Source organism: Streptomyces sp. 142MFCol3.1, assembly GCF_000424945.1.
GTDB lineage: Bacteria > Actinomycetota > Actinomycetes > Streptomycetales > Streptomycetaceae > Streptomyces > Streptomyces siamensis.
The window spans coordinates 158,633-181,152 of sequence record NZ_AUKV01000021.1 but is presented as its reverse complement, the minus strand read 5'-3'; the positions used below and the strand labels follow the sequence as shown (position 1 = coordinate 181,152).

The following is a 22,520-nucleotide window of genomic DNA, read 5'->3' as shown; positions in this document are numbered from 1 at the left end:
GCCACCAACGGCGACATGAGCCCCCAGATGGCGCTCGTCCAGGGCTCGCTGAACAAGCCCTGTGTGGGCCTGCCCGCCAAGGCCAACGTCGGCTCGGTCGTCGGTCTCGTCCCGATCACCGCCGTCCAGGACGTCCCGGTCCTGTCGGCCCCGCAGAACCAGCAGTGCACCGAGAACTCCACCCAGGCCAAGGGCGACGAGCCGCTCTCGCACATCCTGGACAACATCCCGGTCCTGTCGGGCAACGGCGCCACCAGCAGCTGACCTCCCGGTACCGCACACAGCGGGCCGCCCTTCGGGGCGACCCGCTGTTCCCGTGTGCGGGGACCGGCCGCTTTTCCGCGCCGGCACGGAGGCCGCTCAGCTCCGGTAGAGCTCCTCGATGTCCGCGGCGTACGCCGTGGTGACCGCGTGCCGCTTCACCTTCAGCGAAGGGGTGAGCAGACCGTTGTCCTCGGTGAACTCGCCCGCCACCAGGGCGAAGCGGCGGATCGACTCGGCCCGGGAGACCGCGGCGTTGGCGTAGTCCACGGCCTTCTGGACGTCGGCGCGCATCCGGGGGTCCGTGACGACGTCGGACGGCGGGGTGTCCGCGGGAAGTTTGCGCACGGCGAGCCAGTGGGCGAGGGACTCGGCGTCGAGGGTGATCAGGGCCGCGACGTACGGGCGGTTGTCGCCCACGACGACGCACTGGCCGACGGGTGAGCGGCTGCGCAGCCGGTCCTCCAGGACGGCCGGCGAGACGTTCTTGCCGCCGGAGGTGACGAGGATGTCCTTCTTGCGGCCGGTGATGGTCAGGTAGCCGTCCTCGTCCAGGGCACCGAGGTCGCCGGTGGCGAACCAGCTGTCGGTGAGGACGGCGTCGGTGGCGGCCGGGTTGTTCCAGTAGGAGCCGAACACGATGCCGCCCTTGATGAGGACCTCGCCGTCGTCGGCGATGCGCACGGCGGTGCCCGGCACCGGCAGGCCGACCGTCCCGGGGCGGGGTTCGAGGGGCGGGACGATGGTGGCGGCCGCGGACGTCTCGGTGAGGCCGTACCCCTCGTAGACGATGATTCCGGCCGCGTAGAAGAACAGGTTGAGGTTGCGGTCGAGCGGGGAGCCGCCGCTGATGGCGTAGCGGGCCCGGCCGCCCAGTTCCTTGCGGATACGGCGGTAGACGAGCAGGTCGTACAGCGCCCAGGCGGCGTACAGTCCGGGGCCGGGGCCCTTGCCCACGCCCAGGAACTTGTTCAGGCAGGCCTCGCCGAATCGGACGCCGATACGGTCGGCACGGTCGAAGGAGGCTCCCCGGCCGATCTTCTCGGCCGTGGCCCGCCCGGTGTCGTGGATCTTCTCGAAGAGGTACGGGACGCCGACGAGGAAAGTCGGGCGGAACTGCCGGAGCGCGGGCCGGAGTTCGTCCGGCTTGATGCTCGGGCAGTGGCCCAGTTCGATGCGCGCCATGAGGCAGGCGATCTGGAGGGTGCGGCCCAGGATGTGGGCGAGCGGCAGGAAGAGGAGGGTCGAGGCCGTCTGGCCGGTGACCTCCTTGAAGACGGGGTGCAGCAGTTCGACCGTGTTGGCGGCCTCGGCGTGCAGATTGGCGTGAGTGAGGACGCAGCCCTTGGGTTGCCCGGTGGTCCCGGAGGTGTAGCAGAGGGTCGCGACGGTGTCGGGGGTCAGCGCGGCGCGCCGCTTGGCCACCTCCTCGTCGGCGATGTCCCGTCCCAGGGCGGTGAGTTCGCCGAGTGCGTCCGCGTCCAGCCGCCACACGCGCGGGGGCTCGGGGTGCCGTGCCGTGCCGGTGGTCACGGTGTCCGCGTTCTGGTCGGTCTCGACGACGACGAACCGGGCGCCCGAGTCCCGGACGATCCACTCCACCTGCTCGGCCGACGAGGTCGCGTAGACGGGGACGGTCCGGCCGCCGGCCGCCCAGACGGCGAAGTCGAGGACCGTCCACTCGTAGCGGGTACGGGACATCACCGCGACGCGGCCGCCGGGCTCCAGGCCCGCCGCGATGAGGCCCTTGGCGGCATCGGTGACCTCGCGGGCGAAGGCAGCCGCGGTCACCGGCCGCCACACGCCCTTCTCCGCGCGGCGCAGGACGACCGCATCGGGGGCCTCTGCCGCGTTGGTGAAGGGCAGGTCGGCGGTGCTGCCGGTGGTGGGGGCCGGGGCGAGGCGTGCGGCACGCGCCTCGCGGACCGTGCCGTGCTCGTCCCGGACCAGCTCCACCCTGCTGCGGTCCGCCAGGTCGGCGCGCCGCTTCGCCCGTTTCAGATCCTTGCGCACGCCCATGACGGCTCCCGGTCGGGGACTTGCTCGGGGTACTTACTCCGAAGTCAACTTACTCAGGCGTAACGGAAATTCAATGGGTTGCGCACGGTCGATGAACCGGACCGGGCCGGACGGCCGGCGGACGCCCGCCGTCCCGCCCTCCGGGGGGACGCCCCGTTCAGCCCTCCAGGGGACTCCCCCGCTCAGCCCTTCAGCCGGTTCGCCTGCTCGACCGCGGTCGCCAGCCCGCGTACCGCCGGGTCCTCGGAGTCGTCGGCGAGCCTGTCGGCGCGGGTGGCGAGTTCGCCGAGCGAAAGCGCGCCGGGCAGGGCGTCGAACCGGGCGTCGCCCGCGCGCAGACCGTCCGCGAAGTACGCTGCCACGGCGGCGACTTGGAGAGAGCGGTCGGCCTTCCACAGGTCGCCGTCCAGGGAACCGGCCTCCAGCGCGCCGGACTCCTCGTGCGGGGCGCGGGTGTCGGGGTCCAGCCAGCGGACGCTCGCGGTGGCGAGGTGGCCCGAGGCGCCGGGGCGGGTGCGGACGGCGTAGAGCGCGGTGACCGTGTGGCCGGGGCCGACCTCGCCGCCGTCGACCCGGTCGTCGCGGAAGTCCTCGTCGGCCACCGCGCGGTTGTCGTATCCGATGAGCCGGAACTGCTCGACCGTCTGCGGGTCGAAGGCGACCTGCGCCTTGGCGTCGCGGGCCGTCAGGTCGATGTTCTGCGGGAGCTGGTCGCAGAAGACGGTACGGGCCTCGTCGCGGTCCGAGACGTACACCGTGTGCCCGTCGCCCCTGTCGGCGAGGCGCTCCATGAGGGCGTCGCCGTAGTCGCTGCCGACCCCGACGCCGAACAGGGTGATGCCGTGCTCGCGACGGGCGTCGGAGATGCGCTCCAAAATGCTGTCGGCGTCCGTGTCGCCGCTGTTGGCGAGGGCGTCGGAGATGAGCACGACCCGGTTGGTGGCGCCCTCGCGCAGTCCCTCGACCGCCGTCTCGTAGCCCCGGTCCACGCCGGCGCCGAGGTTGGTCGAGTCCGTGGGCTCCAGGCTGCCGATCGCGTCGTGGACGCGGCCCCGGTGGTGGCCGAGCCGGGTCATCGGCAGGACGGTCTCCGCCTGGTCGCTGAAGGTGACCAGGGCGACGGAGTCGTCGTCGCGCAGCCGGTCCGTCATCACGTCGAGGGAGTCCTTGGCCAGGTCGAGGCGGCCGGGCTCGGCCATGGAGCCGGAGATGTCGATGACGAAGGTGAGGGCGGCGGGCGGGCGTTCCCGCTCGTCCTCGGCGGCGCGGGTGGCGAGGCCGACGCGGACGAGTGACCAGCGCTCGTCGTCGGTGCGGGCACCGTCGACGGTGACGGTGAAGCCGTTGCCGTCGGGGCGCCGGTAGTCCTGGCGGAAGCTGTTGACGAATTCCTCGGGCCGGACGGTGGAGGGGTCCGGGATCCTGCCGCCCGCGAGGGTGCGGCGGGCGTAGCCGTAGGAGGCGGTGTCGACGTCCAGGGCGAAGGTGGAGAGGTAGTCGGGGGACGGTGCGATCTCCCGGTCGGGCGCCCCGGTCTGTTCGCCCTCCTGCACGCCCTGGGCGTCGCCCGTGGGCCTGTCGGGGGCGGGCAGCGGGAGGGTGCGCCCGCCGGACTTGTCTGCGTGGTCCGCCGAGTTGCCGCCGTCGCTCGCGCTGCATCCCGTCAGCAGGACGGCGCCCGCGGCCGTCAGCGCGAGCAGGGTGCCGCGCAGCCGGCGGCCTCCCGCGGCGCGTGTACGTATCCGTATCAGGTGAATCCCCATGCTGCCCCCTCGGTGAGCGGCCTTGTGTGGGCCGACGTCTGTGACTGTGACGGCCGAGGGGGCCGGGAGGTGCGCTCCGGGGTGTTGCGGATGGATCTCGAAGCGGCCACGACAGGGGGCCTTCGAGACCGGTGGGTGATCCTCCGGAGACCTAGGACACGATGTCCTTGCGCCGGAAACCGCGGAAGGCCAGCGCAAACAGCACGAGCGCGTACGTTATGGAAATCGCCGTGCCCTGGATCATGCCGCTCCACTCCGGCGTCGGCTGGACGGCGTCGGCCCACGCGAACTGCCAGTGCGCGGGAAGGAAGTCGCGCCAGTGGCCGAGGGCGGTGACGGCGTCCAGGACGTTGCCCACGATCGTCAGGCCGACCGCGCCGCCGACCGCGCCGAGCGGGGCGTCCGTCTTCGTGGACAGCCAGAACGCGAGGCCCGCGGTGACGAGTTGGGACACGAAGACGTACGCGATCACCACGAGGAGCCGCTGGGTCGCGGTGCCCGCGGGGAGCGCGCCGCCGGTGGGGATCTCCAGCGGTCCCCAGCCGTAGGCAGCGGTGCCCACCGCGATCGCGACGACCGGCAGCAGGATCATCGCGGCGAGGCTGAGGCCGAGGGCGACGACGAGTTTGGACCACAGCAGCCGGGCCCGGGGCACGGGCGCGGCCAGCAGATAGCGCAGCGACGACCAGCTCGCCTCGGAGGCGATCGTGTCCCCGCAGAACAGGGCGACCGGGATCACCAGGAGGAAGCCCGCGGACACGAACAGGTTCACCGCGGCGAAGTTGGCGCCGGACGCGGTGGCCGTGTCCATGAGGGTGACCTGGCCGTTGCGCGAGCCCGGGTCGCCGCCGATCGCGAACGCCACGACCAGGACGAAGGGCAGCGCCGCGAGGACCGCCCCCATCACGAGGGTGCGGCGCCGCTTCAGCTGCCGGATCAGTTCGACGCGCAGGGGCAGGGTGCGCCGGGCGCGGTATCCGTCGGCCGTCTCGCCGCGCTCGACGAGCGTGCTCATGCGGAGCCTCCGATCAGGGTGAGGAACGCGTCTTCCAGACGGCGGTGCGGGCCCATCGACGCCACGGGCACTTCGAGCCGTACGAGTTCGACGACCAGGCGCTCTGCGGTGCCCCCGGGGGCGAGCCGGACCAGCAGTCCGCCTTGGGTGGCGACGGCCGAGGCCACGCCGGGCAGCGCGCCGACCTTCTCGACGACGGGCTCGTCCACGGGCGAACCGGTGCCGACGAGGAGGGTGTCGCCGGAGCCGACGATCTCGCTCACCGGGCCGGCCTGGACCAGCCGGCCGCGGTCCATGACCACGAGGTGCGTGCAGGACTGCTCGACCTCGGCGAGGAGGTGGCTGGAGACGATGACCGTGCGGCCCGCGGCGGCGTAACGGATCATGACCTCGCGCATCTCGCGGATCTGCGGCGGGTCCAGTCCGTTGGTCGGTTCGTCGAGGATGAGGAGGTCGGGCAGGCCGAGCATCGCCTGGGCGATGGCGAGGCGCTGACGCATGCCCTGGGAGTAGGTGCGAACGGCGCGGGCCAGCGCGTCGCCGAGACCCGCGATCTCCAGGGCCTCCTCCAGGTGGGCGTCCTCGGGCGGGCGGCCCGTCGCCCGCCAGTACAGCTCCAGGTTCTCGCGGCCGGACAGATGCGGGAGGAAGCCCGCGCCCTCGACGAACGCCCCGACCCGGGAGAGGACCGGCGCGCCCGGCCGGATCGCGTGCCCGAAGACGCGGATCTCGCCGTCGTCCGGTCCGATGAGGCCCATGAGCATGCGCAGGGTGGTCGTCTTGCCCGCGCCGTTCGGTCCGAGCAGGCCGAGGACCTGGCCCTTCTCCACGCGCAACGACAGATCCCGTACCGCGTACCGTTCGGCGGACCCGGCGTACCGCTTGCTCAGCCCGGTGATCTGGAGCGGGACCTCGGCGAGGTCCGGGTCGGGTCCGGCCGGTGCCGTGCGGCGGCGGGCGGTGAGCGGCAGCGCGAGCGCGGCCAGCGCTCCGGCGAGCGGCAGCCACCACACCCAGGAGGGCAGCGGCGCGGCGGCTGTCTTCACGCCGGGCGCCGTGGGGACCGTGAGGTCGCCCTTCAGGGACACGGTGTACGTGGCCGGGGCGGACGGTGAGGCGTAGCCGAGGTCGGTCGAGGCGAGGACGAGGCGCAGCCGGTGGCCCTTCTGCACTTCGTGGTCGACGGCGGGCAGGGTGACCGTGACGTCCTTGCCGGTCCTGGCGCCCTCGACGCGCAGCGGTGTGACGAGCTGGGAGGGCAGCACCTGCTGCCGTCCGCCCGGCCCGACGTCGTAGACCTTCGCGAACAGGACCGCGTCGTCGGCGCTCGATGTGACGTGCACCGTCGCCGTGGGGGTGCCGGTGATCCGCAGGTCGTCGCGGAGCACCGGGGAATCGAAGTGCGCGTACTGGCCGGGGAAGTCGAGGGAGACCCCGACGCCGAGGGAGGACAGCTGGGCGAGGCCGCCCGAGCCGCCGAGGCCCGGCAGGGCCGAGATGGCGGGCGGGCCGCCGCCGGCGGGGTTGTCGAAGCTCTGCTCGCGGCCGCTCAGCGGGACGGTGCGCCGCCCGTCGGTCAGGCCGGGATACGTGTCCGCGCTCGCGCCGCGCAGCTGTGCGGCGCCGTCGGTGGAGTCGATGCCTCCGGTGCGGGTGACGCGGAAGGCGGGGCCGGTGTCGGCGCCCTTGTCGTCCTTCAGGTAGCGGTCGAACCAGGCGGCGACCCGGGACTCGACGCGGCCGGTCTCCATGTCGCCGCCGTCGTGGCCGCCGGAGATCCAGTCGACGTCCACGGGTGCTCCGTTCGCCCGGATCGCGCGGGCCGTCGCGTCGGCCTGGCCGAGCGGGAACAGCGAGTCGGACTGGCCCTGGACGACGAGCGTGGGCACTTCGATGCGGTCGCCGACGGCGGAGGGGCTGCGCTCCTGGAGCATCCGGGTGGCCGCCTCGTCGGGCTTGCCGGACTCGGCGACGCGGTTGTACATGGCGCACAGCCGGGGCTGGAAACGGTCGCAGCCGCCACCGGTGTTGACGAAGACACCGGCCCAGAGCTTCTTGAACACGCCGTTCGGGAAGAGGGCGTCGGCCAGGTTCCAGTACGTGACGGACGGGGCGATCGCGTCGACCCGCCGGTCGTAGGCGGCGGCGAGCAGCGAGACCGCGCCGCCGTACGAGGCGCCGGTGACGCCGACGCGCGGATCGCCGTCCGCGTCGAGCCGGACCTCGGGCCGCCGTGCGAGCCAGTCGATCAGCCGGGACACGTCGGCGACCTCGGCGTCGGGGTCGTTCAGCCCGATCGTGCCGGTGGAGCGGCCGAAGCCGCGTGCCGACCAGGTCAGCACCGCGTATCCGTCACGGGCGAGCTGCTCCGCCTCGTCCCGGACGTCGGCCTTGCTGCCGCCGAAGCCGTGCGCGAGGAGCACGGCGGGGCGGCGGGGCGAGGACGGGCCCGCGGTGAAGTACGAGGTGTCGACGCGCACGCCGCCGCTCATGGCCATGACGCGGTCGGCGCGGTGCACGGGCGGCGCGTCGTCCGAGGCGACGGCCGTCCAGGTGCCGGCGCCTGCGAGCACGGCGAGGGCGGCGGCCGCGGCGGCGAACCTCCCCCGGGTGCCCGGCCACGTCCGACCGGGGAGCGGGCCCCGGCGCGGCCCGCGCGGTCGGGGCAGTCGAAGATCCATGCTCCAACGGTACGGGCGGGGACCGACAACGGATGCAGCCACCGGGCTGAACCCCGGCCCCTCCCACAGGAGTACGGGCGGGTACCGGCGTACCGCGTCCGTGGTACGAACGGCCCATGGAGATGCGCCGCGCCGCCACGGTCGGGGAACTGACCGCCGCCGAGTACCTCTTCGACCACCCCGTGCGCCCCGAATGGGCCCGGCGTTTCCTGGAGACCCAGGGCCACCACCTGTTCCTGGCGTACGAGGACGGCGCTCCCGTCGGGTTCGTCAGTGGTGTGGAGACGGTCCACCCCGACAAGGGCACCGAGATGTTCCTGTACGAGCTGACGGTCGCCGGACCGTTCCGGCGGCGCGGCACCGGAAGCGCGCTGGTGCGGGCGCTCGCCGCTCTGGCCCGGGAGCGCGGCTGCTACGGCATGTGGGTCGGTGTCGACACCGGGAACGACGTCGCCCTTGCCACCTACCGCAGCGCGGGTGGCAAGGACGACGGGTCGTGCACGGTGGTGACGTGGGACTTCGCCCAGGCCTCCTAGGCCTGCGCGTCCTCCGGGATCGACACCAGCCAGCGGGTCTCGCGGCGCGGCCGCAGGTAGAAGGCCCAGTACAGGGTGGCGACGGCCGTGATGCCGCCGGTCCACAGCAGGTAGGAGGTCTCCTGCCGGCTGAGGACGTAGGCCAGGACCGCGATGAGCAGGACGGGCATCGCGGGCCACAGCGGCATCCGCCAGGCCTGCGTGTGACGGTGCTGTCCGCGCCGGGAGAGCAGGGCGGCGACTGCGACGAGCAGGTACATGGCCGTCACGGAGACGCCCGTGACGCCGTACAGCGTGTCCAGGTTGACGAAGCACAGGAGCGCTCCGGGGACGCCCACGAGGAGCGTGGCGACCCAGGGGGAGCCGAAGCGGCCGAGGCGCGACAGACCCTTGTTGACGGGCTCGGGCCAGGCCTTGTCACGGGCGGAGGCGAACAGGACCCGCGAGTTCTGGATGACCATGACGATGCCCGCGTTGATGATCGCGAGGGCGACGCACAGGCTGACGAAGGTGCCGACGGCGGAGTTCGACCACGCGGTGACCATGCTGCTGATGTCGCCGCCGGTGAGGGCGGAGAGGTCCGAGGCGCCCATGGTGATGGCGACGACCGGGACCAGGATGATCACGGTGGAGATGGCGAGGGTGGCCAGGACCGTGCGGGCGACGTTGCGGCGCGGGTTCTCCAGCTCTTCCGAGAGGTAGACGGCGGTGGAGAAGCCCTGGGTGACGAAGAGGGCGATGGCGAGTCCGGACACGACCAGCATGGCCGTGACGGTGTCCGTGTGGCCTCCGGAGCCCGCGACCTGCATCGAGACCAGGCTGCCCGGGCCGCGCTCGCTGTGGGCGAAGCCGAGGACCGCCACGACGGCCGCCGCGATGACTTCGAGGACCAGGAAGATGCCGGTGATCCAGGCGTTGGCCCGCAGGTCGAGCAGGCCCGCGAGGGTGGCGAGGAGCATCACGCCGGCGCCGGTCATGGCGGGGTCGAGGTGCACGATCGGCGCGAGGTAGTCGGCGGTGCCCATCGCGATCACCGGCGGCACGATCATGACGACCAGCAGGGAGAGCACGAAGACCAGCCAGCCCGCGAGGCGTCCGGCCATCGTCGAGACCATCGCGTACTCGCCGCCGGCGCTGGGGATGAGGGTGCCCAGCTCCGAGTAGCAGAACGCCACGGCTATGCAGAGGAGGGAACCGATGGCGATCGTGAGGGCGGTGGCGGTGCCGAGCGAGCCGAACAGGTCGGGCACGACCACGAAGAGCGTGGAGGCGGGCGTCACGCAGGAGAGCGTCAGCAGGGTGCCGCCGACGACGCCGATGGAGCGCTTGAGCTTTCGAGGGCTGTCCGGAGCCGAGGGGGCGGCGTCCAGGACTGCGGTCTCGACAGGGCGGAGCGTGTCGGTCATGAAGCGGTTCCGATCGACTCGTGCGTCAGGTGATTCGGGCGGGAGCGATATCGCCTCCGGCGGCTCGCGTCGTACGTCTTTTCGTCCGCTCCCGACGTTGATGGAACCTTGACGGAAACCGTTGCGTCAATGGCCGTTTACCTGCGGAATCCGCACTAGCGGAGCGACCCATGTCACATCACTTTCCCAGGCAAGCGCGCCACTATATGGCAATCATCAAGACTCATCGGACTGTGACCTTGCTTTCAAAGGTGAAATACGCGAAACACCTACGCCACCCGTTTCATCACCCACACACGGGAACCGCAGCACGGCCGCTCAAATTCGCCTGAATATCTCGGCGGGCGGGACGACTACCGAGCCGTACGGCCCCTCGCTGCCGCGGAGGTTCCGCGGCCAGGACAGAAGAGGGGGGCCGACTGTGCCGAGGAGACACGGACAGGGGCGCGCGGGACGAACGGCGCCGGACGCACCGGTGCCCCGGAACCGGCTCGCGGTTCCGGGGCACCGAGGGGCTGTCTCAGTGGTTGCGCGGGAAGCCCAGGTCGACGCCGGCCGGCGCCTCGGACGGGTCGGGCCAGCGGGTGGTGACGACCTTGCCGCGGGTGTAGAAGTGCGTGCCGTCGTTGCCGTAGATGTGGTGGTCCCCGAAGAGGGAGTCCTTCCAGCCACCGAAGGAGTGGTAGCCCACGGGCACCGGGATCGGCACGTTCACGCCGACCATGCCCGCCTCGATCTCCAGCTGGAAGCGGCGGGCGGCGCCGCCGTCCCGAGTGAAGATCGCGGTGCCGTTGCCGAACGGCGAAGCGTTGATGAGGGCGACGCCCTCCTCGTAGGTGTCGACGCGCAGCACGCACAGGACGGGGCCGAAGATCTCGTCCTTGTACGCGTCCGCCGACGTGGGCACCTTGTCGAGCAGCGACAGGCCGATCCAGTGGCCGTCCTCGTAGCCCTCGACGGTGTAGCCGGTGCCGTCCAGGACGACCTCGGAGCCCTGGGCCGCCGCGCCGGCCACGTACGACGCGACCTTGTCGCGGTGCGCGGCCGTGATCAGCGGACCCATCTCCGACGCCGGGTCGTTGCCAGGACCGATCTTGATCTTCTCGGCGCGCTCGCGGATCTTCGCGACGAGCTCGTCGCCGACCGAGCCGACGGCCACCACGGCCGAGATGGCCATGCAGCGCTCACCGGCCGAGCCGTAGGCGGCCGACACGGCGGCGTCCGCCGCGGCGTCCAGGTCCGCGTCCGGGAGGACCAGCATGTGGTTCTTGGCGCCGCCCAGGGCCTGGACGCGCTTGCCGTTCGCCGAGGCCGTGGTGTGGATGTAGCGGGCGATCGGGGTCGAGCCCACGAAGGAGACGGCGGCGACGTCCGGGTGCTCCAGGAGGCGGTCGACGGCCACCTTGTCGCCGTGCACCACGTTGAAGACACCGTCCGGCAGACCGGCCTCGGCCAGCAGCTCGGCGACCTTCATCGACGCCGACGGGTCCTTCTCGGAGGGCTTGAGCACGAAGGTGTTGCCGCACGCGATGGCGATCGGGAACATCCACATGGGCACCATGGCCGGGAAGTTGAACGGCGTGATGCCCGCGACGACGCCGAGCGGCTGGCGGATCGAGGACACGTCGACCCGGGAGGCCACCTCGGTCGACAGCTCGCCCTTCAGCTGCACGGTGATCCCGCACGCCAGGTCGACGATCTCCAGACCGCGGGCGACCTCGCCGAGCGCGTCCGAGTGGACCTTGCCGTGCTCGGCGGTGATCAGTTCGGCGATCTCGTCGCGGTGGGCGTCGAGCAGCGCGCGGAACTTGAACAGGATCGTGGTCCGCCTGGCCAGCGAGGACTGGCCCCAGGTCGCGTACGCGTCCTTCGCGGCGGCGACCGCGGCGTCCACCTCGTCGACGGTCGCGAAGGCGACCTGCGTGGTCACGGCGCCGGTCGCCGGGTCGGTGACCGGCCCGTACGTACCCGACGCACCTTCGACGGTCTTGCCACCGATCCAGTGGTTGACGGTCTTCGTCATGGCCAAAAACTCCTTCACAGATGGCGGCGTCGGGCGGCGACGTGCCGGTCGTACTCCTCGCGCGCCTTGACCGCCGACGATCGCGTCGCGGTCTCGGCCACAGGTACATCCCACCAGGCTTGCGCCGGGGGCGCGCCCGACACTGTGTCTGCCGTTTCGGTCTCGACGTAGACACATGTGGGAGTGTCCGCCGCGCGTGCCTCGGCCAGGGCGGCCCGCAGGTCACGCACGGTCTTCGCGCGTAGGACGCGCATCCCCAGGCTGGCCGCGTTGGCCGCGAGATCGACGGGCAGCGGAGCGCCCGTGTACGTGCGGTCCTCGGCCCGGAAGCGGTACGCCGTGCCGTACCGCTCGCCGCCCACGGCCTCGGAGAGACCGCCGATCGAGGCGTACCCGTGGTTCTGCAGGATCAGCACCTTGATCGCGACGCCCTCCTGCACGGCGGTGACGATCTCCGTCGGCATCATCAGATACGTGCCGTCGCCGACCAGCGCCCACACCGGGCGGTCCGGGGCCGCCATCCGCACACCGATCGCCGCCGGGATCTCGTATCCCATGCAGGAGTAGCCGTACTCGACGTGGTACTGGTCCCGGGACCGGGTGCGCCACAGCTTGTGCAGGTCGCCGGGGAGCGAGCCGGCCGCGTTGATCAGGATGTCGTCCTCGGTGACCAGCTCGTCGAGCAGGCCGAGGACCTGCGGCTGGGTCGGGCGTATGTCGACGTCCTCGCTCTCGTAGGCCGCGTCGACCCGGTACTCCCAGCGCTCCTTGTCGTCCGTGTACTCGGTGACGTAGGCCGGCTCGGCGCGGTGGCCGTGCAGCAGCAGCGCCTCGGTCAGCTCCTCGAGTCCCGCCCTGGCGTCGGCGACCAGCGGGAGGCCGCCGAGTTTGTGACCGTCGTACGGCGCGATGTTGAGGTTCAGGAAACGGACGTCCGAGCCGCCGAAGAGGGTGCCCGAGGCGGTGGTGAAGTCGGTGTAGCGGGTGCCGACACCGATCACCAGGTCGGCGGTGCGGGCCAGCTCGTCGGCGGTCGCGGTGCCGGTGTGGCCGATGCCGCCGACGTCCTGCGGATGGTCCCAGCGCAGCGAGCCCTTGCCCGCCTGGGTGGAGGCCACCGGGATGCGGGTGGCGGATGCCAGCTCGGCGAGCGCCCCCTCGGCCCGGCTGTGGTGGACGCCGCCGCCCGCGACGATCAGCGGACGCCGGGCCTCACGGATCGCCCGCACGGCGGCGGCCAGCTCGGTCTGGTCGACCGCCGGGCGGCGCACCGCCCAGGTCCGCTCGGCGAAGAACTCCTCCGGCCAGTCGTACGCCTCCGCCTGCACGTCCTGCGGCAGCGCGAGGGTGACGGCGCCGGTCTCGACGGGGTCGGTGAGCACACGCATCGCCTGGAGGGCCGCCGGGATCAGCGCCTCGGGGCGGGTGATCCGGTCGAAGTACCGGGACACCGGGCGCAGGCAGTCGTTGACCGACACGTCGCCCGCGTAGGGGACTTCGAGCTGCTGGAGGACCGGGTCGGCGGGGCGGGTCGCGAAGACGTCGCCCGGCAGCAGCAGGACCGGGAGGTGGTTGACGGTGGCGAGGGCCGCGCCGGTGACGAGGTTCGTGGCGCCGGGGCCGATGGAGGTGGTGACGGCGTGTGTGGACAGCCGGCCGGACTGGCGGGCGTAGCCGACCGCCGCGTGCACCATGGCCTGTTCGTTGCAGCCCTGGTGGTAGGGCATGGCGTCGGCGTACTCGACGAGTGCCTGGCCGATCCCGGCGACGTTGCCGTGACCGAAGATGCCCCAGGTGGCGCCGATCAGCCGCTGCCGGTCGCCGTCCCGTTCCGTGTACTGGGCTGCCAGGAAGCGCACCAGCGCCTGTGCGACCGTCAGCCTCGTCGTTGAGGTCATCGGTATCCCTCTGTGGTCTCTAGGTGTCCCGGGTGGAAGCAGATCCGCCACTCCCTGTCCTTGCCCGGTCCGGCCATGACGTTCAGGTAGTACATCGTGTGGCCGGGCTGGGCGACGGACGGGCCGTGCCATCCGTCGGGGACGAGGACGGCATCGCCGGTGCGGACCTCGGCGAGGACGTCGGAGCCGCCCTCGCGCGAAGGGAATACGCGCTGATAGCCGAAACCGTTCGGGCCGTCGATCTCGAAGTAGTAGATCTCCTCCAGTTCGCTCTCCTCGCCCGGCCGGTACTCGTCGTGCTTGTGCGGCGGGTACGAGGACCAGTTGCCGCCCGGGGTGATGACCTCGACGGCGATGAGCCGGTCGCAGTCGAAGGCGTCCGCGGAGGCGAAATTGCGGACCTGGCGGGCGCAGTTGCCGCTGCCGCGGGCTTCGACGGGAACCTCCGGCGCGGGGCCGTAGCGGGCGGGGAGTCGGCGCTCGCACTTCGCTCCTGCCAGGGCGAAGCGGCCTCCCGCACCGGAGGCGATCTGGACCCGGGCGTCGCGGGGCACGTACGCGAAGTCGGAGACTCCGGCGAACACGCCTTCCCTGCCCAGGAGGGGGAACTCTGCTTCCTCGATGCCGTCCTTGACGCGGACCGTGCAGCCGCCGGCGAGCGGGAGCACGATCCACTCGCTGTCACCGGTGGTGAAGGTGTGGGTGCCGTCGGGCGGCAGTTCGACGACCCGCAGGCTCGCATGGGCCCAGCCGGCCCGCTCGGGGTCGATGTCGAGCGCGTAGTGCGCGTCGGCGGTGGCGCCTCGGGGGACGTACAACTCTTTGCTCATGCTGCCCTCACAGGAGTCCTACGGCGGTGTCCACGGCCGCGGCGACATCGCCGTCCGCCGGGTAGAGCAAGGAGCGACCCACCACCAGCCCCCGCACGGTGGGCAGTCGGAGCGCGCCGCGCCACTTCTCGTACGCGCCCTCCTGGTCCTCCGCGACGTCGCCGCCGAGGAGGACCGCGGGCAGGGTGGAGGTCTCCATGACACGGGCCATGTCGTCGGGGTTGTCCGTGACGGGAACCTTCAGCCATGTGTACGCCGAACTGCCGCCCAGACCGCTGGCGATGGCGATGGACTTGGTGACGGCCTCGGCGCTCAGGTCGTTGCTCAGCGTGCCGCCGTCGCGGCGGTGGCACAGGAACGGCTCGACGAAGACCGGCAGCCGCCGCTCGGCCATCTCGTCGATCACCCGGGCGGTGGACTCCAGAGTGCGCAGGGAGCCCGGATCGTCGTAGTCGATGCGCAGCAGGAGCTTGCCCGCGTCGAAACCGAGCCGCTCGATGTCCCGTGGCCGGTGGCCGGTGAACCGGTCGTCCAACTCGAAGGAGGCGCCCGCGAGTCCGCCCCGGTTCATCGACCCGAGGACGACCTTGTCGTCGAGCGCGCCGAGCAGCAGCAGGTCGTCGAGGATGTCGGCGGTGGCGAGCACACCGTCGACACCGGGACGGGACAGGGCGAGGCAGAGCCGCTCCAGGAGGTCGGCGCGGCCCGCCATGGCGAGTCTGCGGTCGCCGACGGCCAGCGCGCCCCGGGCCGGGTGGTCCGCCGCGACGATCATCAGGCGCCCGGAGGCGCCCATCAGGGGACGGCGCACCCGGCGGGCGGCGGCCTCGGCGATCGCCTCGGGGTGCCGGGCCCGGGTGCGGACGAGTCCGGCGAGGTCGACCGTGCGGTACGGCGGGCGGAGTTCGCCGTGGCCGGCGCGGGCACCGGTGGCCGCGCCGGCGGGGCCGGTCGCGTCGCCGCCCTGCTCGGGCCGGGCGCCCCCGACGTGGCCCGCTCTCATCGCATTTCTCCCGCCGTGATCGCGTCCTCGATCTCCTCGGGTGTCGGCATCGCGGAGGAGCACTCCAGGCGGGACGCGACGATCGCTCCGGCGGCGTTGGCGTGCCGCATGACGCGCTCCAGGTCCCAGCCGGCGAGCAGTCCGTGGCACAGGGATCCGCCGAACGCGTCACCGGCACCGAGGCCGTTGAGGACGTCCACCGGGAGCGGCGGGACCTCGGCGCGGGAGCCGTCGCGGTGGACGGCGAGAACACCCTTGGGTCCCTGCTTCACCACGGCGAGTTCGACCCCCGCGTCCAGCAGGGCGCGGGCGGCGGCGTCCGGTTCGCGCTCGCCGGTCGCGATCTCGACCTCGTCGAGGTTGCCGACCGCGACGGTGGTGTGGCGCAGGGCCTCGGCGTAGAACGGGCGGGCCGCCCCGGGGTCCTTCCAGAACATGGGCCGCCAGTCCAGGTCGAAGACCGTCGCGGCGGACCGGGCGCGGTGGGCGAGGGCCGCGAGGGTCGCGGTGCGGCTGGGCTCCTCGCACAGGCCCGTGCCGGTCACCCAGAACAGACGGGCGGCGCGGATGGCCTCCAGATCGAGGTCCCGTGCGTGGATCTCCAGGTCCGGGGCCTTGGGCTGCCGGTAGAAGTAGAGCGGGAAGTCGTCGGGCGGGAAGACCTCGCAGAAGGTGACGGGGGTGGGCAGTCCGGGAACCGGCGTGACCCAGCGGTCGTCGACCCCGAAACCGCGCAGCGCCTCGTGAAGGTATGCGCCGAACGGGTCCTCACCCGTCCGTGTGATCACCGCCGTACGCCGTCCGAGCCGGGCGGCGGCCACCGCCACGTTCGTCGCCGAGCCGCCGAGGAACTTCCCGAAGGACGTCACCCGGGCCAGCGTGACCCCCGTCTGCAACGGGTAGAGGTCCACACCGATCCGCCCCATGGTGATCAGGTCGTACGCCATCGCCTTCCCTTCGCTACGGCTGAACCCAGGTCTAGTCCCGCCCGGGGAACCCTGTCAACGTTTTGTCCAGACATTCGGACGATGGCTTGACAGCTTTCCGGGGCCGACCGAAGCTGACGCCCATGACGTCGTTGCCGCCGCAGTCATCGCCTCACCCGTCGCCGCAGTCGCCGCCTTCGTCCTCACTGTCCCGCATCCGGATCGGTTCGGCTCCCGACTCCTGGGGCGTCTGGTTCCCCGACGACCCCCGACAGGTCCCCTGGCAGCGATTCCTGGACGAGGTCTCCGAGTCCGGGTACGAGTGGATCGAACTCGGCCCGTACGGCTATCTGCCCACCGATCCCGGCGTCCTGAAGGAGGAGACGGCGCGACGCGGGCTCACCGTCTCGGCCGGCACCGTCTTCACCGCACTGCACAAGGGGCCCGAGGTGTGGGAGTCCACCTGGGCGCACGTCGCGGACATCGCCGCACTCACCCGGGCGACGGGCGCCGAGCACCTCGTCGTCATCCCCGCCTTCTGGCGCGACGACAAGACCGGCGCGGTGCTGGAGGACAGCACTCTGACCCCCACGCAGTGGCGCAACCTGACCGCGCAGACGGAGCGGCTCGCCCACGAGGTGCGCGAACGCTTCGGGTTGCGGATCGTCGTCCACCCGCACGCCGACACACACATCGACAGCGAGGAGAACGTCACGCGTTTCCTCGACTCGACCGACTCCTCCCTCGTGTCCCTGTGCCTCGACACCGGCCACTACGCCTACTGCGGCGGGGACAGCGTCAAGCTCATCGAGACGTACGGCGAGCGCATCGGCTACCTCCACCTCAAGCAGGTGGACCCGCTGGTCCTGGCCGAGGTGCGGGCCGGCGAGGTGCCGTTCGGGCCCGCCGTGGCCCGCGGCGTGATGTGCGAACCGCCGTCCGGTGTACCGGCGCTGGAGCCCGTGCTCGCCGCCGCGCAGCGGCTCGGCGTCGAGCTCTTCGCCATCGTCGAGCAGGACATGTACCCGTGCCCGCCGGACAAGCCGCTGCCGATCGCCCGGCGGACCCGGGCGTTCCTGAGGTCGTGCGGGGCGTAGCGACGCGGTCTTCGTGTCGGGAACGGGGAGCGGGACGGGCCCCGCCCGGCCCGCTCCCGACCGGCCCGCTCCCGGCCAGGTCCGGACCGCTCCGGGGGAACGGCGCTGCCGCGGAACGTGATCGACCCGAATGCGATTTTTCCAAGACCCACGGGACGCGCTGACGGCACGCTGATCCTCCCGGCCACGCACCAGGGGGGATGCGGGGAACCGGTGGGCCGGGCCCGGCGAGGGCGGCTCCCGCGCGAACACGGTGGGAGAGCCCCGGGGGACAAAGGCCCGGCCCGCCGACGGCTCCGCTGCGCGCGTCCGCCGGCGTCCTGTGCCCAAAAGGCACTTGATGCCCAGGGCCACCCGGCGTACACCTCTTCGCTCGTTCGCCAATGCGTCACTCGTGTCACAAAAGCCACCTCCCTGTCACACATGTCGCGTGTACGCGGGTCTTGCGTCACACCCGGTTCACAGCCGCTGCCCGGCGCTCACGCCGCGTCGTTCACGAAGCACAGGCTTTGTGATCGCCAGCGCAGCGCCCGGCTCCCCCGACGGCCGCCCCCGGCCGCCGCTGCGGTGCGCGCAGGGAGGTGCCACTCATGACCGACCGTAGGCTCTGGTCGTACAAGGAGATCGCGGCGCACATCAAGGTGCAGCCGGACACCGTCCGGTCGTACCGCAAGCACGGACTGCTGCCCGCGCCCGACCATGTGGAGCGGGGAAAGCCCTACTGGTACGCCGACACCGTCCGGGCCTGGGTCGCCTCCCGCCCGGGAAACCGGGGCCGCCGAGACGACTGAGCCGCCCCGCCCGGCTGCCCCACCTCCGGGTGGGGCACCCTTCTTCGCATGAACTTCTCCGTGAAACCCGTCCTCACCGGCGAGAAGACCGTCCTGCGCCCGTTCACCGCGGACGACGCGGAGGCGATCCTGGAGATCCTCGACGACCCCGACGTCATTCGCTTCACCTTCCCCTCGCAGCCGGACACCCCCTTCACCCTGGAACGGCTGCGGGCCGTCTACGGCGCCCGCGCCACCCAGCCCGACCGGCTCGACCTCGCGGTGACCGACCCCGCCACCGGCGAACTCGTCGGCGAGGTCGTCCTCAACGAGTGGGACCCCGTCCAGCGCAGCTGCTCCTTCCGCACTCTCATCGGCCCCCGCGGCCGGGACCGGGGCTTCGGCACCGAGGCCGTGCGTCTCATCGTCGGCCACGGCTTCGAACAACTCGGCCTGCACCGGATCTCCTTGGGCGTCTACGGCAACAACCACCGTGCCCGGCGCGTGTACGAGAAGGTCGGTTTCCTGGTGGAGGGCGTCCTGCGCGAGGCCGCACTGCGTGACGGTGAGTGGGTCGACGAGGTGCTCATGGCGATCCTCGACCACGAGTGGGCCACCCACGGAGGCCACCCGGAGGGTCAGGTCAGCTCCAGGGCTCGATGACGGTCACCCCCGACCCCGGCGCCCCGCCCATCGCCGCCAGCGCGGACGGCGCCGCGTCCAGCGGGATCGTCGAGGTGACCAGGAGGTCGGGCCGCAGCACACCCGCGCGGACCAGCTCCAGCATGCCGGGGTAGGCGTGCGCGGCCATCCCGTGGCTGCCCAGCACTTCCAGTTCCAGGCCGATCACGCGGGCCATCGGGACCGGGGTCGCGCCGGTCGGCGAGGGCAGCAGACCAACCTGGACATGCCGGCCGCGGCGACGCAGCCCGTGCACCGAGGCCGCGCAGGTGGCCTCGGAGCCGAGGGCGTCCAGCGACAGGTGAGCACCGCCGCCGGTCAGTTCCCGGACGGCCTCGGCGACGTCCCCCGTCCGGGACGCGTCCACGCACTCCGCCGCCCCGAACTTCCGTGCCAGGTCGAGCGCCGCGGGCGACACGTCGACGGCCACGACCCGCGCCCCCGACGCCGCCGCGATCATCACCGCCGACAGGCCCACGCCCCCGCAGCCGTGCACGACGACCCACTCCCCCGCCGCGACCCGGCCCTGCGCGACCACCGCGCGGTAGGCCGTGGCGAAACGGCAGCCCAGCGAGGCGGCCGTCGCGAAGGACAGCTCGTCCGGCACCGCGACGAGGTTCACCTCGGCGTGGTCGAGTGCCACGTACTCGGCGAAGGAGCCCCAGTGCGTGAAGCCCGGCTGGGTCTGTCGCTCGCACACCTGCTGGTCGCCCGCCGCGCACGAAGGGCAGCTTCCACAGGCGCACACGAACGGGACGGTGACCCGGTCGCCGGCACGCCAGCCGGTCACCCGGGCACCCACCGCCTCGACGACTCCGGCCAGTTCGTGGCCCGGTACGTGCGGCAGGGTGATGTCGGGGTCGTGGCCCATCCAGCCGTGCCAGTCGCTCCGGCACAGCCCGGTGGCCTCGACACGCACCACGACCCCGTGCTCCGCGGGCGCCGGGTCCGCGACCTCACGTACCTCGGCCGGTTCCTCGTACCGCTCGAACACCACTGCCCGCATCCGTCTCGCCCTCCGCCCGGAGATCAGCTTCCGCAGCGAACGCTAGCCGCGCGCCTCGGCCTTGTCCCGGTCCCGGCCCTCCTCCCGGCCCCGCTCCTCCTCGCCGTCCCGGCGGCCGGCGGGCCCGTCCGGTTCGGTCCGGCGGGCGTGAGCGTCCCCGTTCGGCGCGGGCTCCGCGGGGGACTCGCCCTCGCTGAGCCCGAACCGGTCGTGGAACCGCCGCAGCGGTCCCGGCGCCCACCAGGTGGCGCGGCCCGTGAGGCGCATGACCGCCGGAACCAGCAGGCTGCGGACGACCATCGCATCCATCAGCACCGCGAGGGCGATGCCCAGACCGAGCATCTTGGTGTTGGTCACCCGCGAGGTGCCGATGGCGACCATCACCACCGCGAGGATGACCGCCGCCGCGGTGATCAGACCGCCGGTGCGCTGGAGGCCCGAGCGGACCGCCTCCCGGTGGTCGCCGGTGTGGTCGTACTCCTCCTTGATGCGGGACAGGAGGAAGACTCCATAGTCCATCGAGAGGCCGAAGGCGACGCAGAACATGAGCACCGGGAGGGTCGTCTCTATCGAACCCGGGCTGGTGAAGTCGAGCAGTCCGGAGAGATGGCCGTCCTGGAAGACCCAGACCACGGCGCCGAACATCGCCGTCAGGCTGAGCGCGTTGAGCAGGACCGCCTGGACGGGGATGAGCACACTGCCGGTGAGCAGGAAGACCAGGAACAGGGTGACGACGGCGATGAACGCCGCGGCCCAGGGAAGCCGGTCGGCTATCGCGTGCTTGGAGTCGACCAGGACGGCGGCGGTGCCCGTGACCGACGTGGCGAACGGCGCCTTCGTCGCGCGGAGTTCGCCGACCAGGTGCTGGGCCTCCTCGTCCACGGCCTCGCCCTTCGGCAGCACCGTGAAGTACGCCGAGTCGTCCTGCACCAGGGGTCCGTCCACGCGGAGGACTTCGGGGAGCGCGGCGATCCGTGCCTTGTACTGCGCGTACTGGGTCTCGGTCGCCGGTCCTTCGGCAAGGACCTCCAGTCCGCCGCCCGGGCTGCCGGGGAACCCGTCGCGGATGTGCTGCTGGACCACATGGGACTCGGCGTCCGAGGGCAGCTGCCGGTCGTCCGCCGTGCCGAACTTCACGCCCAGGAAGGGAAGTCCGAGCACGATCAGGCCGACCGTGGTGGCCACCGCGAAGAGCGGGGCCCGGCGCATCACGAGGGATGCCATGCGTCCCCAGGCGGCTCCGCCTCCGGTCGTCCGCTGCCCGCCCCGGCGGAACAGGCGCCGCAGGTCGAGGGAATTCACCCGGGGTCCGAGCAGGATCAGCGCCGCGGGCAGCAGGATCAGGGCCGCGCTCGCGGCCAGCAGCACCACGGCGATGCCCGAGTAGGCGAAGGAGCGCAGGAAGTACTGCGGGAAGAGCAGCATCGCGGCCAGCGACACGGCGACGGTGAGGGCCGAGAACAGAACCGTACGGCCCGCGGTGCGCAGGGTCGTGGCGACGGCCGCCAGCGGCACGGAACCTGAGTCCAGTTCCTCACGGAACCTGCGGACGATGAACAGGGCGTAGTCGATGGCGAGGCCGAGCCCCAGTGCCGTGGTGAGGTTCATCGCGAAGACGGAGACGTCCGTGAACTCGGTGAGGCCGCGCAGCACCGCGTTCGTGCCGAGGATCGCGATGATGCCGACGCCGAGCGGCAGGAGGGCCGCGACCGCGCTGCCGAAGACCATCACCAGCAGCACGAGGGTCACGGGCAGGGCGATCAGCTCGGCCCGGGTGAGGTCCTCACGGATGGTCGTCTGCATCTCGTGCCGTACGGCCACGGGTCCGCCGATCTCGACCTCGACCGGGCCGTGCTTCCCCCTGTACGCGGGGGCGAGGCGGTCCAGGGTCTCGCCCGCCGTCTTCTCGTCGCCCGTGATCCGCGCGGCGAGAAGCGCCTCGTGCCCGTCCTTCGCCTTCAGCGCGGGGGAACCGGACTGCCAGTACGAGCCGACGCCGGTGACGCCCCGCTCGGCGGCCAGCCGTGCCGCGAGCCGCTTCGCCTCCGCGGCGACCGCGGGGTCCTCGACCGAGGTGCCGCCCGAGTCGACGAGGAGCAGCAGATTGGGCTGCGAGGCGGGGAACTCCCGCTCCAGCGCCTTGGTCGCGTACGCCGACTGCGCGGCCGGGTCCTCCCAGCCTCCGCTGCCCAGCCGGTCGGCGACGTCACTGCCGGCGACCACGGCGAGCGCGGTGATCAGCAGTGCGACGAGCAGGGAGAGCCGGGGGCGCGCGGTCACGAACCGGGTCCAGCCGCCGATCCGCACGCCGTCACCCGCGCCGGTCTTCGATGTGTCGTCACCCGCACCGACCGTCGACGCGTCTCCGCCGCCCCCGCTCAGCGCGTCCCCGCCGCCGTCCCCCCGGCTCGCGTCGGCCGGGTCGGCGCCGCTTCCGCCGACGCGCGTCGCCCGGTCGTCGCCGCCCCTCCCGCGGTCCTCACCTGCGCTCTTGACGTCGGTCATCCTGCGGTGTCCCCTTCACCGTGACCCGCTGCCCGCGCACGAGCAGGCAGCACGGGTCGACCATTGCCATAGACTGGCAAACACGAGAGATCGCTCGCGT

17 protein-coding genes are annotated in these 22,520 nt (G+C 72.2%); 5 read left to right on the top strand and 12 right to left on the bottom strand.

Features of this window, described 5'->3' with window-relative positions; all coding sequences use genetic code 11:
• Positions 1 to 264 (top strand): rodlin (locus H305_RS0129175; RefSeq protein WP_028803575.1); only part of this gene is annotated, 264 nt, incomplete at its 5' end.
• A gap of 96 nt (positions 265 to 360) precedes the next feature.
• On the opposite strand, the gene H305_RS0129170 is transcribed toward H305_RS0129175, so the two are convergent.
• The 4 genes from H305_RS0129170 to H305_RS0129155 all read right to left on the bottom strand — a co-directional run bounded on the left by H305_RS0129170 (position 361) and on the right by H305_RS0129155 (position 7,739).
• Entirely contained in the window at positions 361 to 2,280 is a 1,920-nt protein-coding gene (locus tag H305_RS0129170; protein ID WP_028803574.1) for an AMP-dependent synthetase/ligase, read from the bottom strand.
• Between the two features lie 182 nt (positions 2,281 to 2,462).
• A complete protein-coding gene (locus H305_RS0129165) occupies positions 2,463 to 4,043 on the bottom strand; it encodes a vWA domain-containing protein (protein WP_051371040.1) in 1,581 nt (526 codons plus the stop codon).
• 151 nt (positions 4,044 to 4,194) lie between these two features.
• Positions 4,195 to 5,058 carry an ABC transporter permease gene (locus H305_RS0129160; protein WP_028803572.1) on the bottom strand — a complete coding sequence of 288 codons (864 nt, stop codon included), beginning with the start codon at positions 5,056 to 5,058 and terminating at the stop codon, positions 4,195 to 4,197.
• On the bottom strand, positions 5,055 to 7,739 hold the full coding sequence (locus tag H305_RS0129155) for an alpha/beta fold hydrolase (protein ID WP_028803571.1): 2,685 nt from the start codon (positions 7,737 to 7,739) through the stop codon (positions 5,055 to 5,057). The genes H305_RS0129160 and H305_RS0129155 overlap by 4 nt, the downstream gene beginning before the upstream one ends.
• A gap of 116 nt (positions 7,740 to 7,855) precedes the next feature.
• On the opposite strand from H305_RS0129155, the gene H305_RS0129150 reads away from it, so the two are divergent.
• Positions 7,856 to 8,275 (top strand): GNAT family N-acetyltransferase, encoded by a 420-nt coding sequence (locus tag H305_RS0129150; protein ID WP_028803570.1) that lies wholly within the window; start codon positions 7,856 to 7,858, stop codon positions 8,273 to 8,275.
• Here the strand turns inward: H305_RS0129150 and H305_RS0129145 are convergent.
• The 6 genes from H305_RS0129145 to iolC all read right to left on the bottom strand — a co-directional run bounded on the left by H305_RS0129145 (position 8,272) and on the right by iolC (position 16,382).
• Positions 8,272 to 9,681, bottom strand: coding sequence for an APC family permease (locus H305_RS0129145; RefSeq protein ID WP_028803569.1), 1,410 nt, complete (start codon positions 9,679 to 9,681; stop codon positions 8,272 to 8,274). The genes H305_RS0129150 and H305_RS0129145 overlap by 4 nt on opposite strands.
• A 520-nt stretch (positions 9,682 to 10,201) precedes the next feature.
• A complete protein-coding gene (gene mmsA / locus H305_RS0129140; protein WP_028803568.1) occupies positions 10,202 to 11,704 on the bottom strand; it encodes a CoA-acylating methylmalonate-semialdehyde dehydrogenase in 1,503 nt (500 codons plus the stop codon).
• Between the two features lie 14 nt (positions 11,705 to 11,718).
• Positions 11,719 to 13,602, bottom strand: coding sequence for a 3D-(3,5/4)-trihydroxycyclohexane-1,2-dione acylhydrolase (decyclizing) (gene iolD / locus H305_RS0129135; protein WP_028803567.1), 1,884 nt, complete (start codon positions 13,600 to 13,602; stop codon positions 11,719 to 11,721).
• A complete protein-coding gene (gene iolB / locus H305_RS0129130) occupies positions 13,599 to 14,432 on the bottom strand; it encodes a 5-deoxy-glucuronate isomerase (protein ID WP_028803566.1) in 834 nt (277 codons plus the stop codon). The genes iolD and iolB overlap by 4 nt, the downstream gene beginning before the upstream one ends.
• Before the next feature lie 7 nt (positions 14,433 to 14,439).
• On the bottom strand, positions 14,440 to 15,435 hold the full coding sequence (locus H305_RS0129125; protein WP_028803565.1) for a Cgl0159 family (beta/alpha)8-fold protein: 996 nt from the start codon (positions 15,433 to 15,435) through the stop codon (positions 14,440 to 14,442).
• On the bottom strand, positions 15,432 to 16,382 hold the full coding sequence (iolC, locus tag H305_RS0129120; RefSeq protein WP_028803564.1) for a 5-dehydro-2-deoxygluconokinase: 951 nt from the start codon (positions 16,380 to 16,382) through the stop codon (positions 15,432 to 15,434). Before iolC ends, H305_RS0129125 begins: the two co-directional genes overlap by 4 nt.
• A gap of 122 nt (positions 16,383 to 16,504) precedes the next feature.
• Here iolC and H305_RS0129115 point away from each other — a divergent pair, with 122 nt between their 5' ends.
• The 3 genes from H305_RS0129115 (at position 16,505) to H305_RS0129105 (ending at position 18,891) form a co-directional block, all read left to right on the top strand.
• Positions 16,505 to 17,458 (top strand): sugar phosphate isomerase/epimerase family protein, encoded by a 954-nt coding sequence (locus tag H305_RS0129115; RefSeq protein WP_037765676.1) that lies wholly within the window; start codon positions 16,505 to 16,507, stop codon positions 17,456 to 17,458.
• A 590-nt stretch (positions 17,459 to 18,048) separates the two neighbouring features.
• Entirely contained in the window at positions 18,049 to 18,249 is a 201-nt protein-coding gene (locus H305_RS0129110) for a helix-turn-helix transcriptional regulator (protein WP_028803562.1), read from the top strand.
• A 48-nt stretch (positions 18,250 to 18,297) separates the two neighbouring features.
• Positions 18,298 to 18,891: a GNAT family N-acetyltransferase gene (locus H305_RS0129105; protein WP_028803561.1), complete on the top strand. Its 594-nt coding sequence runs from the start codon at positions 18,298 to 18,300 to the stop codon at positions 18,889 to 18,891.
• Here H305_RS0129105 and H305_RS0129100 read toward each other — a convergent pair.
• Complete coding sequence (locus H305_RS0129100) at positions 18,872 to 19,915, bottom strand: zinc-dependent alcohol dehydrogenase family protein (protein ID WP_028803560.1); 1,044 nt, start codon at positions 19,913 to 19,915, stop codon at positions 18,872 to 18,874. The two genes, H305_RS0129105 and H305_RS0129100, sit on opposite strands and share 20 nt — an antisense overlap.
• Before the next feature lie 42 nt (positions 19,916 to 19,957).
• Positions 19,958 to 22,420: an MMPL family transporter gene (locus H305_RS47285; protein ID WP_234021089.1), complete on the bottom strand. Its 2,463-nt coding sequence runs from the start codon at positions 22,418 to 22,420 to the stop codon at positions 19,958 to 19,960.
• Positions 22,421 to 22,520 lie beyond the last annotated feature (100 nt).

Coding starts and splice junctions, on each gene's coding strand:
- H305_RS0129170 (WP_028803574.1), bottom strand. CDS start 2,280: ATGGGCGTGCGCAAGGATCTGAAACGGGCGAAGCGGCGCGCCGACCTG.
- H305_RS0129165 (WP_051371040.1), bottom strand. CDS start 4,043: ATGGGGATTCACCTGATACGGATACGTACACGCGCCGCGGGAGGCCGC.
- H305_RS0129160 (WP_028803572.1), bottom strand. CDS start 5,058: ATGAGCACGCTCGTCGAGCGCGGCGAGACGGCCGACGGATACCGCGCC.
- H305_RS0129155 (WP_028803571.1), bottom strand. CDS start 7,739: ATGGATCTTCGACTGCCCCGACCGCGCGGGCCGCGCCGGGGCCCGCTC.
- H305_RS0129150 (WP_028803570.1), top strand. CDS start 7,856: ATGGAGATGCGCCGCGCCGCCACGGTCGGGGAACTGACCGCCGCCGAG.
- H305_RS0129145 (WP_028803569.1), bottom strand. CDS start 9,681: ATGACCGACACGCTCCGCCCTGTCGAGACCGCAGTCCTGGACGCCGCC.
- mmsA (WP_028803568.1), bottom strand. CDS start 11,704: ATGACGAAGACCGTCAACCACTGGATCGGTGGCAAGACCGTCGAAGGT.
- iolD (WP_028803567.1), bottom strand. CDS start 13,602: ATGACCTCAACGACGAGGCTGACGGTCGCACAGGCGCTGGTGCGCTTC.
- iolB (WP_028803566.1), bottom strand. CDS start 14,432: ATGAGCAAAGAGTTGTACGTCCCCCGAGGCGCCACCGCCGACGCGCAC.
- H305_RS0129125 (WP_028803565.1), bottom strand. CDS start 15,435: ATGAGAGCGGGCCACGTCGGGGGCGCCCGGCCCGAGCAGGGCGGCGAC.
- iolC (WP_028803564.1), bottom strand. CDS start 16,382: ATGGCGTACGACCTGATCACCATGGGGCGGATCGGTGTGGACCTCTAC.
- H305_RS0129115 (WP_037765676.1), top strand. CDS start 16,505: ATGACGTCGTTGCCGCCGCAGTCATCGCCTCACCCGTCGCCGCAGTCG.
- H305_RS0129110 (WP_028803562.1), top strand. CDS start 18,049: ATGACCGACCGTAGGCTCTGGTCGTACAAGGAGATCGCGGCGCACATC.
- H305_RS0129105 (WP_028803561.1), top strand. CDS start 18,298: ATGAACTTCTCCGTGAAACCCGTCCTCACCGGCGAGAAGACCGTCCTG.
- H305_RS0129100 (WP_028803560.1), bottom strand. CDS start 19,915: ATGCGGGCAGTGGTGTTCGAGCGGTACGAGGAACCGGCCGAGGTACGT.
- H305_RS47285 (WP_234021089.1), bottom strand. CDS start 22,420: ATGACCGACGTCAAGAGCGCAGGTGAGGACCGCGGGAGGGGCGGCGAC.